Here is a 14,385-nt window from a genome sequence, read left to right as displayed (position 1 = left end):
TATCAAAAGGAGAAGGAAAAGAGTGTTCTTTAAAGGGAAGAAAATTTTAGTTGTCGGAGGTACAGGAACTATTGGTTCCAGTATTGTAAAAACATTGCTTCGTGAAGACCCTGATGTAATAAGGGTTTTCAGTAGAGACGAACATAAGCAGTTTGAACTGCAGAATCAACTGGGGACAAGGAAAAACGTTCGCTATTTAATTGGAGATGTCCGGAATTATGACCGGGTTTATACTGCTATGCAGGATATTGACTACGTTTTCCATTTAGCAGCAATGAAGCACGTTCCATCTTGTGAATATAATCCTTACGAAGCTGTTCTTACTAATGTTCACGGTACGAATAATGTTATACGGGCTTCCCTTGCACAGAAAGTGAAGAAAGTTGTCTTTACCAGTACCGATAAAGCAATCTCCCCTACCAATGCTTATGGGGCTACTAAACTTACAGCAGAGCGATTAATAACCGCAGCTGAGTACAGTAAGGGGTTAGGGCAAACCGTTTTCGCTAGCGTACGTTTTGGAAATGTTATGGGTTCTAGAGGTTCAGTAATACCGCTTTTCAAAGAGCAAGTTGTAGATCAAGGAAGAATAACCATTACCGATACCACTATGACAAGGTTTATGATGACTTTGAAGCAAGCTACATCCTTAACGATTAAAGCTTTGGAAGAAGCTCGGGGTGGAGAAATTTTTGTGTTAAAAATGCCCATTGTTTCTTTAAAGGATTTAGCTACTATCGTGATCGAGGAGACTTGCCATAAATGTGGGAAGAAAAAGGAAGATGTCGTGGTGAAAGAAATTGGGCTACGTCCAGGGGAGAAAATGTATGAAGAATTAATGACCTATGAAGAATCATTGACCGCTTGGGAAGTGCCTGAAATGTTTATCATTCCCTACGCTAAAGGAAGTGGGGCAGGGCCAATATATAAAGACGCTAAAAGAGCGACTCCTGGAACATATAGGTCTGAAGGGCACCCTACGCTTTCTTTAGATGATCTGCATTTTTTACTAAAGAGAGAAGGTTTAGTGTAAGGAAAGGGGTAGGTCATGAAAGTAACCGACTAGATATAAGGGGGCATGGCACATGAACGTTCTTATTACAGGTGGAGCAGGGTTTATCGGGCGATGGGTAGTTAAAAAGTTGTTGGATGATCGTCATCATGTATGGGTGTTGGATAACTTATCAAATGGCAGAATCGAAAATATTAAAAGTTTATTATCTCACACAAACTTCCGAGGCTTTATCCACGGAGATATTCAGGATCAAAAAGCACTAGAACACCTTTTCAACATTAATTTTGATGTATGTTATCACCTTGCTGCCAGCATAAATGTACAAGATAGCATTGATGACCCAAAAACAACATTTAATAATGATACGATTGGAACCTTTCTTCTCCTCGAGGAATGTCGGAAACATAAGGTGAAAATGGTATTTATGAGTACATGCATGGTCTACGATCAAGCTACTGATGAAGAGGGTATTTCTGAGAAGGATCCTATAAAACCAGCTTCTCCGTATGCTGGTGCAAAAATAGCCGCTGAAAATATAGTTTTGTCTTATTACCATGCTTATGGGATACCCATGACAGTTGTTCGACCATTTAATACCTACGGACCCTACCAAAAAACAGGGGGAGAAGGAGGGGTAGTCGCTATCTTCATAAAGAACAAGTTAGATGGCCACCCTCTCTGTATTTACGGCGAAGGTACCCAGACACGCGACCTTCTATATGTTGAAGATTGTGCGAACTTTGTGGTGCAAGCCGGCTATAAGGATGAAGTAAATGGAGAAATTGTGAATGCTGGACTCGGCCAAGATATTTCTATTAATAAACTGGCGGAACTAATTGCTGACGATTCTAGTAAGGTTATCCATGTGGAACATATTCACCCGCAAAGTGAAATATCAAAGCTTTTATGTGACTATAGCAAGGCCAAACGTTTACTAGGATGGGAGCCGTCTATAACTTTGGAAGAAGGTATCAGACGGACGGAAGAATGGATTATTACAACAAGATTAATTTAAAGGAGTTCAGCATCTTGGGAGAGAAGTTAGCGATATTCGGTGGGGATCCCGTTCGAGATTCAATGCTTCCTTACGGCAAACAGTTTATTGATAATAAAGATATAGAGGCAGTCATTTCAACATTAAAGAGTGACTTCATCACGACTGGCCCGGCCATTGAAGAGTTTGAAAAAGGAATAGCAGACTATGTTGGAGCTGATTATGCCGTAGCCTTCTCGAATGGAACGGCAGCTTTACATGGAGCATGTTTTGCTGCGGGAATTACTCCGGGGGATGAAGTTATTACAACACCGCTCACATTCGTCGCCACAGTAAATTGCGTCTCATATCTGGGAGGAATTCCTATTTTTGCTGATGTAGACCGGGACACATACAACATCGATCCCTCTTCAATAACATCCCTTGTTTCAAAAAAAACAAAGGCAATTATTCCTGTGGATTTCACAGGACAGCCAGTGGATTACGAAAAGATTACTGCGATTGCTGATAAGCACAATCTTATCATTATTGAAGACGCAGCCCATGCACTAGGGGCGACTTACAAAGGTGAAAAAGTCGGGTCATTTAGTGATATGACGATGTTTAGTTTCCATCCTGTTAAACACGTGACCACAGGTGAAGGAGGTATCATAACGACTAACAACTTAGAATATTATAAGAAGCTGCAGATGTTTCGTACCCATGGAATAACTAGGGAAACGAAGCAGCTGATAGAAAGGCGTCGATCTTGGGAATATGAGATGCAGTTCTTAGGATACAACTACCGGATGACGGACATACAGGCTGCTTTAGGAGTTAGTCAATTGGAAAAATTAGATAATTTTGTTGACATACGTCGAAAGATTGTTAATTGCTACAACCATGCATTCAGGAAATTGGAACATGTGATTTTGCCGCACCAGTTATCTGGTACAGAGTCAAGTTACCATCTTTACGTTATTCGTCTCTCCGGGCCATTGGCTGAACGTAGAGAAGATATTTTTGAAGCCTTGCGTGCAGAGAATATTGGGGTGAATGTTCATTATATGCCTGTTCATACGCAACCATTCTATAAAAACAGAGGCTATAAAGAAGGAATTTGTCCAGTCGCTGAAGAGTTATATCAACAGTTCATCACTTTGCCCTTGTTTCCTGCAATGACAAGTAAGGATGTTGAAGATGTTATCGAATCCGTTATAAAAGTAGTGCGTCACTATGGCAAAAGTTCAGTCAAAGGGGAGTAAGTAACCATTTGCTGGGGTTTATCTAGTAGGGAGATGAATCTATGAAAGTCCTGGCTATTGTGCAAGCAAAAATAGAATCAACCCACTTTCCGGTTTCAAGAACTTAGGGTTATTATCTAAAAAAAGGGATTGGCGCGGTCAATCACATCAAGATTAATGAGCAGACAGTCTGCCGTTAAACGTACAATAACATCTTCTTTATAATAAGAACTGGGGGTGCATTAGAAAGAAACCAAGCATGGGTACAAATTAATGAAAAAGTGAAGCACAAAGAAGATGGGATTGAATATAATATAATATGATAGAGAGGCCGTAGCTTAGGAGCTAATCGGCTTTTTTTGTAGTCCTGTTGAGAAAATACTTTTTTTTATCATATTTTCACAATATGCTTTTACTATGAATGCAAGGGTGAATGAACGTATGATACTGCAACCACTCTTTGTTATACGAATCCTTTCTTTAGTCATCGGAATCGCCGCTATTTGGCTGATGACGGCTAAAAAGGAATACAATAAAATCATGGAATGTTACTTATCTGTTCTTACTACATGGCTTTTTGCCTTCATTGGTGCAAAGGTTATTACACAAGGGGAACTGTTGCTCTCTTATCCGGTTTCTGTCCTTTCTTATCCGAGTGGTACTGAAGAGTTTTACATAGCGTGTGCGGTCACGGTCTTGTGGGAGTGGCGACATAGGAAAGTACATATAAAGAATGGGCAGGAATATGTTTTCATGTTAGCTGTCTTACCGATGAGAGTGTAGACGGAAGTTTGCGCTTTTTTTGGTTGGAGGAAGGATTTCAGTGGAGTAGGGTGTTTGTGCTTTCCGATTTTTGAGGTGCCAGGCACCGCGGTCGATTAAGACGGTGTCAGACTTTCTGCTCATACTTTCACAAACCCACACACATGAAAAGCCTCAGCTCAACGCTGAGGCTCCCGCCACCTATACCTATACAAACTTTCGTCTCTTTGAATTCTTTTATCTTTAATTAAGATGGCTCAAATTCAAGATACCACAAAAAGTCATGGAAGTTAACCATTTTTTGAAAAATCAGAAGGACTCTTAAGAATTTTATTCTCCTTCTATCGACAAATTTTTTTATAAAGGGTGAGACCTGTTACGGCGCGATTTCCTTTAATATCCAATGGTTCACAACCTTTGTTCATGCCCGTGCGTTATAGTATAGTTAAAATGAGCTTGATTTTTCAGAAAAAATAGTATTTTAGGGAGAAAGGGGTACACCAAATGACTCAGCAGACATTTTTGTATCAACCGAAAATATCGGAAGTACTTAAAAATATGAGGAAGGTCATGATCGGGAAGGAAGAGGCAGCGATGTTGAGCCTTGTCGCGTTACTTGCGAAAGGGCACGTCCTTTTAGAGGATGTTCCGGGTGTCGGGAAGACGATGCTTGTGAAAACATTAGCTAAATCTCTGGATTGTGACTTTAAACGCATCCAGTTCACGCCAGATTTGCTTCCTTCTGATGTGACGGGTGTATCAATATATAATCCGAAAAGTATGGAATTCGAATTTAGGCCTGGTCCGATTCTCGGCAATATCGTCTTAGCAGATGAGATCAACCGTACATCCCCGAAGACCCAGTCTGCTTTATTGGAAGGGATGGAAGAGACGAGTATTACGGTGGATGGGAATACCGTTCCACTCAGTGATCCATTTTTCGTCATGGCGACGCAAAACCCGATTGAGTATGAAGGGACTTATCCATTGCCGGAAGCCCAGCTCGACCGTTTCCTTATAAAAATGAAGATGGGATATCCTACAGCGAAACAGGAAATGGAGATGCTTTCAAGGACATCGAACGGCCACCCGATTGAAGACATTTCCGCTGTGCTTACAAGGGAAGAGCTCGTTGATCTGCAGAGAGAAGTATTGGAGGTCTATGTCGATCGTACGGTGAACCGATATATCATTGACCTTGTGACAGGGACACGGACGCATGACGGTGTCTACCTTGGGGTCAGCCCTCGTGGATCCATCGCATTGATGAAGGCGGCCAAGGCTTATGCATTGATTCACGACCGCGATTATGTTGTGCCTGATGATGTTCAATTCATGGCTCCGTATGTCCTCTCTCACCGTATGATCCTTACTTCTGAAGCACGGTTTGAAGGACAGACGGCTGAGTCGATCATTGACAGTCTGCTATCTTCCACGTCCATTCCAGTGAAGAGGAACATCAGTGAATGAGACGGAAACTTGGAATCATCGCTAGAAGCCTTGTCGTAGCGATCCTTTTCGCTATCCTCTTTTCCTATGCCATGTTTCAGGGCGGTTTTGTCAGTTGGTTTCTCTTTTATGCCTTTTTGCCGTTTCTCCTATATATGGCAGCCGTCCTCATCTATCCGGTTCATAATTGGAAAATCGAACGGAATCTTTCCAAACGGATGGCTATGGGAAGTGAAACCATCGATGTCGAAGTGAAGTTGAAAAGGAAAGTTCCTTTTCCCATCTATTATTGTATTATCGAAGAACACTTACCGGAATCGCTTAAGAGAGTGGACGAGCACTTGGATAAATACAAGGATATGGATAAAACGGACCGATTTATTGAACCTCGTCAAGTGAAAAAGGTCGTGTTTCCTTGGTTCAGTAAAACCATTACTTACCGTTACCAACTTGAAAAGGTCCCACGCGGAGATCATAAGCTGAAGGCACTCCGGATCAAAACAGGTGATTTTTTTGGCTTTGTGAAAAAAGAGCACGTGTACCATCAAGAAAGCAAATTGCTTGTTTTTCCTTATATCAGACCTGTGAAAATGAAGGACAGGGTGTACAGTTTTGAACAGGGGGCAAGCCCTTCTTTCAAGCTGAATGAAAAGAACACGAACATGGTAACAGGTGTCCGGGATTACATGCCTGGTGACCGCTTTGCCTGGGTGGACTGGAAAACAACAGCCAAGAAGAATGAGATGATGACGAAAGAATTCGAACAGGAAAAAAGCGTCGACATGATGCTGATCCTGAATGGGGTCTATCATCCGACTATGAATGAATTGAGTTTTGAAGGAGCTGTGGAATTCACGGCTTCTTTAATGAGGGAGTTTCATAAGAAGTCGTCCCCCTTGTCTTTCATGTCACTCGGTGATGGTCGTAAATATTTTCCTTTTCACCAGGACCACGCCCATCAACAGCAAATGCAAGGGCATTTAGCGAAGATTCGTCCTGTCGGGCGTATTCCTTTTGCGCAACAGCTTGAACGCGAAAAATCCTTGATTCCTAGTGGTGTGATGCTCATGATTGTCAGTCATCACTTGGATAAGGATATCCAGGTTGCGATTAGTAAACTCGCAAAAAGGAGCAAGCGTGTCGTCTTTTTCTATGTGCGTCCTCATGGACAAATGTCGTTCCAGGACCATCAAGCGGTGAAACAGATGAAAAGTCAGGGTGTCGTTGTCAACGTATTGAATGAGGAACAGCTGACGAAACAACAATTCGAGGTGAACACATGATGGAAGATCGACAATCGTTCATCTATAAACTGATTCTCTATATTACTGGTTTTCTCTTGTTCTGTGAATGGATGCGGCCGATGGAGCAGATTTCCGATACCGATGATGTTCGTGTGTTTCTTATCTATGCGACGTTCTGTTTCTTTGTGTCCTTTATACAAGTGCCGTGGTATCTCTCCATCCCCTTGAAAGGGCTTGGCCTTGCCTTCATCATTGATGGACTCTATATCGCAGAACGCATCTTTTCGCGTGACTGGTTTTCAGTCTTATATGAACAGATTCTATTCAATATCCAGATGATCCAGTCACAGGAATGGTGGCAGATGACGCCACTTTTCCGTAGTTTACTGTTTTTGATTCTTTTATGGCTGATGAGCTATTTGCTGTATTATTGGTTCGTCGTTGCCCGCCGGATGTTCTTTTTTGTCTTGTTGACACTGATCTATGTCACGGTCGTCGACACATTTACGGTTTATGATGGTAAATGGGCGATTGTCAGAACGTTCATCCTGGGCATGATCGCACTCGGGTTATCGAGTTTTGCAAAAGTGATGGATCAAGAATCGATTTCCTTTAAAGGGTTGCAAAAAGCGCAAGTATGGGCTCTCCCACTTCTTTCGATCATTTTATTTTCCTCTGCGGCGGCTTACGCTTCACCGAAACTTGATCCACAATGGCCGGATCCTGTCCCTTATATTGAAAGTGCGGCAGGCGGAGCTGGACCAGGTGGAAGTGGCAGTCGCACCGTTCAAAAAGTCGGGTATGGAGAAGACGACAGCCGGCTGGGGGGGTCTTTCATTCAAGACGATACCCCAGTGTTCCGTGCGACCGCTGATGGAGAGCGTTATTGGCGCATCGAGTCGAAGGATACCTACACAGGAAAAGGGTGGGAAGATACGCTGGAAGATCCAGTGACCAACATGGACCCGCAAAACATCACCTACGAATTGTTTACGGACAATGTAGAAGTGGAAGAGCAGACGGTCATGATTGAAATGTCACGCCAGGCCTCTTTTCGGAAGTTGGTCTATCCCTATGGATTATCTTCCCTCGTCAGGTTCCCAAACGACTATGAACTTCGTGTCCACGAGAACACGGGGGAGATGGACACGCTAAAAGGGGAATCGCCGGCGAAGGTGAATGAGTTCATCGCCAATTATGAGTACCCATCTTTTGAATACGACCAATTACGTGAAGCGGGAGATGACGATCCTCAAGAAATACGTGATCAGTATCTTCAGCTTCCAGATGGTTTGCCGAATCGTGTAAGAAACCTGGCGGGTCAAATTGTCGAGGCAGAAGACAACCGATATGATCGTGCCAAAGCGATCGAGTCTTACTTTTCTTCCAATGGCTTTGAATACTCAACGACTGACGTTCCCGTTCCAGACGAAAATGAAGACTATGTGGATCAGTTCTTGTTCGAGTCCCAGCTCGGTTATTGTGATAACTTTTCAACATCGATGGTCGTCATGCTTCGATCTGAAGGAATTCCAGCCCGCTGGGTGAAAGGCTTTACTGGGGGAGAGCGCATAGACACACGGGATACCGATCTTAGTGATGATTTACAAAATGTATATCAAGTCACAAGCGGGAACGCCCACTCCTGGGTAGAGGTTTATTTCCCTGAGGTCGGTTGGGTGCCTTTTGAGCCGACCAAAGGATTCACGAACAACACGGACTTCTATACAGATGTGGAAACAGAAGAAGGGGAAGATCCAGCAGTGGCCCCGGATAGTGAAACACCAGAAGACCAAATGGGGAATCCGCAGCAAATGGAAGAAGAAGAAAGTTCTGATGCTGCAGGCGCTGCAGGTTCATCCGATCGAAATTCCACATGGTTGTGGGTACTGTTAAGCGCAATTGTTTTGGCAGCGATCATTCTTTACTTTACAAGGTACCGTTGGATGACAGCGCTGCTCATTCGTAAGTACCGGAACAACAAAGATGAAGAAACGTACGAAAAAGCCTACCATTACCTATTGAAGGTACTTGATCATAAGGGATTCAAGCGGAAGCCGGAACAGACTTTACGTGAGTTTGCACTATCGGTTGATCGGCATTACCAGTCGAATGACATGCGCCGGTTGACCAACCATTATGAACGTGTCATCTACAGGAATGAGGCTCAAAGTACACAATGGCCTAAAGTCACTGAATTATGGGAAAATTTAATTAAAAAGACATTGTCTTGATTCCTTTTCATGCGGTTGATAGAATGAATGAAAATTATCAGATGCATTCTTCCTTCGTATATCCTCGGGAATATGGCCCGAGAGTCTCTACCGGGGCACCGTAAACGCCCTGACTATGAAGGTGGGAATCACGTGACATGTATGTACATGGATGGATTTCTGCCTTCGTCGTCGTTGATTTGAGGCAGGGGAACCATCCATTTTTTTATGAAAATCAAAGTTTATAGATCAAGGAGTGGAACAAATGGAACAAGTACAAGGCATGATTCTCGTGCTGGACTTCGGGAGCCAGTATAACCAATTGATCACACGAAGAATCCGTGAATTCGGTGTGTATAGTGAACTTCACTCTCACAAAATGAGCATAGAAGAGATTAAAAAGATGAACCCAAGTGGGATCATCCTATCCGGTGGGCCGAACAGCGTCTACGGGGAGGACAGCTTCCGTTGTGACGAGCAGATTTTTGAACTTGGTATTCCAGTCCTTGGCATTTGTTATGGCATGCAACTGATGACCCATCATTTCGGTGGAAAAGTTGAACGTGCCAAAGAGCGTGAATATGGAAAAGCGGATATTAACGTGGCAAAAGAGCCGGTGATTTTTGCTAAAACACCGAGAGAACAAACGGTTTGGATGAGTCACAGTGATAAAGTCATCGAAGCTCCGGAAGGTTTCCAAGTGGATGCGACAAGCCCGTCCTGCCCGGTAGCCGCCATCAGTAACAATGAAGCGCACATGTACGGTGTTCAGTTCCACCCGGAAGTCCGTCATTCCGAGTATGGAAATGACATCCTCCGCAGTTTCGTTTTCGATGTTTGTGAGGCGGCCGATGACTGGACGATGGAACATGTCGTCGAAATGGAAGTGGAGAAAATCCGTGAACAAGTCGGCGACCGTAAAGTGTTGTGTGCCTTGAGTGGTGGCGTGGATTCTTCTGTCGTAGCTGCTTTAATTCACCGTGCCATCGGTGATCAGCTTACATGTATTTTCGTGGATCATGGGCTGCTCCGTAAAAATGAAGCGGATGATGTTATGCGCACCCTTGGAGACGGCTTTAATATGAACATTATTAAAATTGACGCTAAAGACCGTTTCATGAGCAAGCTTGCTGGTGTATCCGATCCTGAGAAGAAGCGTAAAATCATCGGCAATGAATTTATTTATGTCTTTGATGATGAAGCAGAAAAACTGAAGGAAATCGACTTCCTGGCACAAGGAACGTTGTACACCGATATTATTGAAAGTGGTACAGAGACAGCGCAGACGATCAAGTCTCACCACAATGTAGGTGGCCTCCCTGAGGACATGCAATTCGAATTGATCGAGCCTCTTAACACATTGTTCAAAGATGAAGTACGTGCGCTTGGAACAGAGCTGGGTGTGCCTGAGCACATCGTTTGGCGCCAGCCTTTCCCAGGACCGGGTCTTGCCATCCGTGTGCTTGGTGAAGTGACAGAAGAGAAGCTTGAAATCGTCCGCGAATCAGACTATGTCCTTCGTGATGAAATTAAAAAAGCAGGTCTTGACCGTGACATCTGGCAGTACTTCACCGTGCTTCCGGATATCCGTTCGGTAGGGGTCATGGGCGATGAGCGTACGTACGATTACACCATCGGGATCCGTGCGGTGACATCCATTGATGGAATGACATCCGACTGGGCACGTATTCCTTGGGATGTCCTTGAGAAAATTTCTACTCGTATCGTAAATGAAGTCGACCACATCAACCGCGTCGTGTACGATGTAACGAGTAAGCCACCTGCAACCATTGAGTGGGAATAATCGAACGTTAGGTTCATTTTTTATAATAATGTTCGGATTCAGGGTTGACGAACGATGTCGAAGCTTGTAAGATAGAGACAAATGAATAAAGCAACACCGTCGTATAATTTTGGGGATAAGGCCCATGAGTTTCTACCAGACTACCGTAAATCGGTCTGACTACGTTGGTGAATAGATGATAAGGGAGACCTCTATAGGTTGCGCCTTTCATCCGTTTCCTTCGTATAGATGTAGACACTCTTGGAGCTTCCAAGAGTGTTTTTTTTTGGTGCCAGGTAGACATACTTCATGTGTACCTGGTACCGGATAGGCTCCGGACGGTACTGGGTACGAAAAAAAGAGAAAGTGTACTCGGTACCGACTGGAGTGAACGTGGTGCCAGGTAGGGAAAACCAACCGGGTACAAAAAGTGGCGGCGTGAGATGAATAGAGGGAAAAGGGGAGGAAACGTTTATGAGTAAGTTTTTTAAGTTTGAAAAGTTTGGTACGACGTATCGCAGAGAGTTTATGGCAGGTTTAACGACCTTCCTCGCGATGGCGTACATTTTGTTCGTCAACCCATCTACCCTTGCACTTGATGGAATTGAGCAGCTTCCTGAGGGTGTAACAAGGATTGATAAAGGAGCTGTATTCACAGCAACGGCGATTGCAGCGGCTGTCGGTACACTGATTATGGGATTGTTCGCGAAATATCCGATTGCTCTTGCTCCGGGCATGGGCTTGAACGCATTTTTCGCCTACACGGTCGTTTTAGGTTTCGGAATTCCGTGGGAAACAGCGCTCGCAGGCGTTTTGGCTTCAGGACTTATTTTTATTGTGTTAACGGTAACAGGTCTGCGGACGATGATCATCGATGCGATTCCTGCAAACTTAAAGCTCGCGGTCGGTGCCGGAATCGGCTTGTTTATCGCCTTCATCGGTTTTCAGAACTCCGGGATTGTGCAGAACAGTGATGCGACATTAGTACAACTGGGAGACTTGACGGCAGGGCCGACGTTGCTTTCCATCTTTGGAATCATTGTCAGTATCATGCTGATGGCGATGGGATTGAAAGGCGGTATTTTTTACGGAATGGTCCTGACATCCATCGCAGGAATGGTGACAGGTTTGATTGCTCCGCCGGCTGGCTTTGGAGATATCGTAAGCACAGCTCCTAGCGTTGCACCGACCTTTGGTGCTGCCTTCACGCATTTCGGTGAAATTTTTACAATTGAGATGCTTGTCGTCATTTTAACGTTCTTATTCGTCGACTTTTTCGATACGGCTGGAACACTTGTAGCTGTAGCGACGCAAGCTGGTTTTATGAAAGATAATAAATTGCCGCGTGCCAACCGTGCATTATTTGCCGATTCGGCGGCAACAGTTGTTGGTGCAGCTGTAGGTACTTCGACGACGACCTCTTACATTGAGTCCACAGCTGGTGTTGGAGCGGGTGGACGTACAGGGTTCACTTCTGTGGTCACTGCTGGATTCTTCATTTTGGCTCTGTTCTTCTCACCACTATTATCTGTGGTTACTGCGGAAGTGACAGCGCCAGCATTGATTATTGTTGGAGTGCTCATGGCTTCTACGCTGAAAAATATCGATTGGGATCAGTTTGAAATCGCAGTTCCTGCCTTCTTTACGATTGCTGCAATGCCGATGACCTACAGCATTGCGACGGGGATTGCCATCGGATTCATTTTCTATCCGATTACGATGCTATTGAAGGGACGCGGAAAAGAGATTCATCCGATTATGTACTTCTTGTTTGTTATATTTGTGCTGTATTTTATCTTCCTGGCGTAAAGATACTGATATAATAGCGGAACGGACTGATAAATGGGCGGAAGCCACTGATAAATTGGTGAAACTGACCGATAAATGGTGCAAAGTCACTGGTAAAGTGGCTAATGTCACCGATAAGGTGGAGTTGCTAATAAAATAGGAAAGCTCGCTAATATATGCTGGAAGTTGCTAATATATTCGATGAACCTGCTAATATAGGTGCAAAACCTGCTAATAAAAGCACTAAAGCTCCTAATATGTCAGCGGAAGCTAGAGCGACCCGCCTTGATCGGCAAAAAGAAACCGGCATGCCGCAATCGGCTGCCGGTTTTATTCATCCTCTAAATGGCGGATCGTAATCGGGCGCTGTTTCGTTGAATCCGAAATATAGCGGTGAAGCTGAATCACAAGCAGTCCATGCTTATACGTCGCTTCCACTTTGTCATGCCTTACCGGAAAAGGAAGATCGATGCTTCTTTCAAACGAGCCGTCGGCGATCTCTGATTTGATCTGATGTCCACCGCGGTTGTTGATCTCAATTTTTCCACTCAGAGTTAATGTTGAATGGTCGACGAGGACGTCAACATTTTTCGGGTGGTTCATCCCGGGAATATTGACGAAGCAGAGCAGTTCATTGTCGTATTGATACATGTTGATGGCCGGAACGGCGGGTTTCATCATGCCGTCGAAGTCTCCCCAGAAATCCTGCCCGAAGAAGCGGTCGAGGTTGGTTTTCCAATCTTTGAATTGATTCATATCATCGGCCTCCAAAAAATGTCATAGATTGCGTTATAAATCTGTTGTGCACGTCTCTTCTCATGGTTTATAGTGTATGCAAAGAACATCGACTAGGTGAATGTCACGTTTTTTGCCAAACACTAGCGTAGGAGGCTCTCTAATATGCTTGAAAACCCATTATTGCTGATCGGGATCATTTTAGCTGTCAACATTGTCTATGTTTCGTTTTTCACCCTCCGGATGATTTTTACGCTGAAGGGGCAGCGGTATTTTGCTGCGTTCATCAGCATGTTCGAAATCGTGACGTACATTTTCGGGCTGGGGCTCGTCCTCGACCGCCTGGATCAAATTGAAAACGTCATTGCTTATGCCGTCGGGTATGGTCTTGGTGTCATCGTCGGGATGAAGATTGAAGAGAAGCTCGCTCTCGGGTATATTACAGTTAATGTGATATCTTCAGACCCAGACATCGAATTCACCCGCAGACTTCGGGAAAAAGGATACGGGGTTACAAGCTGGTACGCGTATGGCATGGAAGGTGACCGTTTAGCGATGCAGATTCTGACGCCTCGGAAGTATGAGCTATCCTTATACGAAACAATTCGGGATATTGATCCGAAAGCTTTTATCGTGGCTTATGAACCGAAGCAGATCCATGGTGGATTCTGGGTGAAATCCGTAAAGAGAGGAAAAATTCGCGATGCCCAAAAAGAACAACAAGAAGCGCTTTGAAGTCGGGGAAAATGAAACGATCGGTCAATGTCTCGACCGCATGAAGAAAGAAGGTTACACTCCGATCCGTCGCGCGGAAGAACCTGTTTTCCGTGAAGAAACTCGTAATGGGGAAAAAGTGATGGAACCTGTAGGTAAAACGATTGTATTTCATGCAGTAAAGGAATAAAACCGAACGATTTATTGTTAAGTTTTCATCAATGTTCGACATTTGCGTTGACATCTGCGAACAGAACTTGATATGATGAAGGCAGAATTGCATAGACGACCTCATATATGACGGGGATATGGCCCGTACGTCTCTACCTGGGAACCGTAAATTTCCGGACTATGAGGGGAGTTTAAGCTGTGAAGAAGCTTTCTCAGACCGGACACACGTGTGCCTGTTCGACTCCTCTCATTTTTTGAGGGGCGTCGAGCAGGCATTTTTAATGCTACGAAAGA

The 14,385-nt window shown here is 44.2% G+C and carries 12 protein-coding genes and 3 riboswitches; of the genes, 11 read left to right on the top strand and 1 reads right to left on the bottom strand.

Translation table 11 applies throughout. From position 1 onward, the window contains the following. Positions 1-22: 22 nt before the first annotated feature. The 9 genes from K2225_RS17260 (at position 23) to K2225_RS17220 (ending at position 12,492) form a co-directional block, all read left to right on the top strand. On the top strand, positions 23-1,033 hold the full coding sequence (locus K2225_RS17260) for an SDR family NAD(P)-dependent oxidoreductase (protein WP_220585877.1): 1,011 nt from the start codon (positions 23-25) through the stop codon (positions 1,031-1,033). 52 nt (positions 1,034-1,085) lie between these two features. Further along, on the top strand, positions 1,086-2,030 hold the full coding sequence (locus tag K2225_RS17255) for a dTDP-glucose 4,6-dehydratase (RefSeq protein WP_220585876.1): 945 nt from the start codon (positions 1,086-1,088) through the stop codon (positions 2,028-2,030). Between the two features lie 11 nt (positions 2,031-2,041). Further along, complete coding sequence (gene pseC / locus K2225_RS17250) at positions 2,042-3,253, top strand: UDP-4-amino-4,6-dideoxy-N-acetyl-beta-L-altrosamine transaminase (protein WP_220586015.1); 1,212 nt, start codon at positions 2,042-2,044, stop codon at positions 3,251-3,253. A gap of 420 nt (positions 3,254-3,673) precedes the next feature. Further along, positions 3,674-4,015: a hypothetical protein gene (locus K2225_RS17245; RefSeq protein ID WP_220585875.1), complete on the top strand. Its 342-nt coding sequence runs from the start codon at positions 3,674-3,676 to the stop codon at positions 4,013-4,015. Positions 4,016-4,498: 483 nt separating this feature from the next. Further along, entirely contained in the window at positions 4,499-5,464 is a 966-nt protein-coding gene (locus tag K2225_RS17240) for an AAA family ATPase (protein ID WP_220585874.1), read from the top strand. Next, positions 5,461-6,726 carry a DUF58 domain-containing protein gene (locus K2225_RS17235; protein WP_220585873.1) on the top strand — a complete coding sequence of 422 codons (1,266 nt, stop codon included), beginning with the start codon at positions 5,461-5,463 and terminating at the stop codon, positions 6,724-6,726. Before K2225_RS17240 ends, K2225_RS17235 begins: the two co-directional genes overlap by 4 nt. Next, entirely contained in the window at positions 6,726-8,921 is a 2,196-nt protein-coding gene (locus K2225_RS17230; protein ID WP_220585872.1) for a transglutaminase TgpA family protein, read from the top strand. The genes K2225_RS17235 and K2225_RS17230 overlap by 1 nt, the downstream gene beginning before the upstream one ends. A gap of 34 nt (positions 8,922-8,955) precedes the next feature. Then, positions 8,956-9,057: riboswitch (purine riboswitch) on the top strand. Positions 9,058-9,165: 108 nt separating this feature from the next. Beyond that, positions 9,166-10,704: a glutamine-hydrolyzing GMP synthase gene (gene guaA, locus K2225_RS17225; RefSeq protein ID WP_220585871.1), complete on the top strand. Its 1,539-nt coding sequence runs from the start codon at positions 9,166-9,168 to the stop codon at positions 10,702-10,704. Between the two features lie 79 nt (positions 10,705-10,783). Then, positions 10,784-10,886, top strand: a riboswitch (purine riboswitch). Positions 10,887-11,157: 271 nt separating this feature from the next. Beyond that, the gene (locus K2225_RS17220; protein WP_220585870.1) at positions 11,158-12,492 is read left to right on the top strand and encodes an NCS2 family permease; all 1,335 of its coding nucleotides are present in this window, start codon (positions 11,158-11,160) and stop codon (positions 12,490-12,492) included. Positions 12,493-12,801: 309 nt separating this feature from the next. Here the strand turns inward: K2225_RS17220 and K2225_RS17215 are convergent, their stop codons facing one another. After that, entirely contained in the window at positions 12,802-13,227 is a 426-nt protein-coding gene (locus K2225_RS17215) for an Hsp20/alpha crystallin family protein (RefSeq protein ID WP_160916052.1), read from the bottom strand. A gap of 144 nt (positions 13,228-13,371) precedes the next feature. Between K2225_RS17215 and K2225_RS17210 the strand changes: the two genes are divergently transcribed. Both K2225_RS17210 and K2225_RS17205 read left to right on the top strand, forming a co-directional pair. Next, positions 13,372-13,941, top strand: coding sequence for a DUF2179 domain-containing protein (locus K2225_RS17210; RefSeq protein ID WP_146815706.1), 570 nt, complete (start codon positions 13,372-13,374; stop codon positions 13,939-13,941). Continuing rightward, positions 13,910-14,110 (top strand): NETI motif-containing protein, encoded by a 201-nt coding sequence (locus K2225_RS17205; RefSeq protein ID WP_220585869.1) that lies wholly within the window; start codon positions 13,910-13,912, stop codon positions 14,108-14,110. Before K2225_RS17210 ends, K2225_RS17205 begins: the two co-directional genes overlap by 32 nt. Positions 14,111-14,191: 81 nt before the next feature. After that, positions 14,192-14,292, top strand: a riboswitch (purine riboswitch). The last annotated feature ends 93 nt before the right edge of the window (positions 14,293-14,385 follow it).

The organism is Halobacillus sp. Nhm2S1 (genome assembly GCF_019599545.1).
Lineage (GTDB): Bacteria > Bacillota > Bacilli > Bacillales > Halobacillaceae > Halobacillus.
Note: the sequence above shows the minus strand (reverse complement) of the source record. Positions and strands in the feature narration are given on the sequence as shown.

Excerpts from the sequence above, each read along its gene's own strand:
- K2225_RS17240 (WP_220585874.1), top strand. The coding sequence starts at position 4,499 with ATGACTCAGCAGACATTTTTGTATCAACCGAAAATATCGGAAGTACTT.
- K2225_RS17255 (WP_220585876.1), top strand. The coding sequence starts at position 1,086 with ATGAACGTTCTTATTACAGGTGGAGCAGGGTTTATCGGGCGATGGGTA.
- K2225_RS17235 (WP_220585873.1), top strand. The coding sequence starts at position 5,461 with ATGAGACGGAAACTTGGAATCATCGCTAGAAGCCTTGTCGTAGCGATC.
- K2225_RS17230 (WP_220585872.1), top strand. The coding sequence starts at position 6,726 with ATGGAAGATCGACAATCGTTCATCTATAAACTGATTCTCTATATTACT.
- K2225_RS17220 (WP_220585870.1), top strand. The coding sequence starts at position 11,158 with ATGAGTAAGTTTTTTAAGTTTGAAAAGTTTGGTACGACGTATCGCAGA.
- K2225_RS17210 (WP_146815706.1), top strand. The coding sequence starts at position 13,372 with ATGCTTGAAAACCCATTATTGCTGATCGGGATCATTTTAGCTGTCAAC.
- K2225_RS17205 (WP_220585869.1), top strand. The coding sequence starts at position 13,910 with ATGCCCAAAAAGAACAACAAGAAGCGCTTTGAAGTCGGGGAAAATGAA.
- K2225_RS17215 (WP_160916052.1), bottom strand. The coding sequence starts at position 13,227 with ATGAATCAATTCAAAGATTGGAAAACCAACCTCGACCGCTTCTTCGGG.
- K2225_RS17245 (WP_220585875.1), top strand. The coding sequence starts at position 3,674 with ATGATACTGCAACCACTCTTTGTTATACGAATCCTTTCTTTAGTCATC.
- guaA (WP_220585871.1), top strand. The coding sequence starts at position 9,166 with ATGGAACAAGTACAAGGCATGATTCTCGTGCTGGACTTCGGGAGCCAG.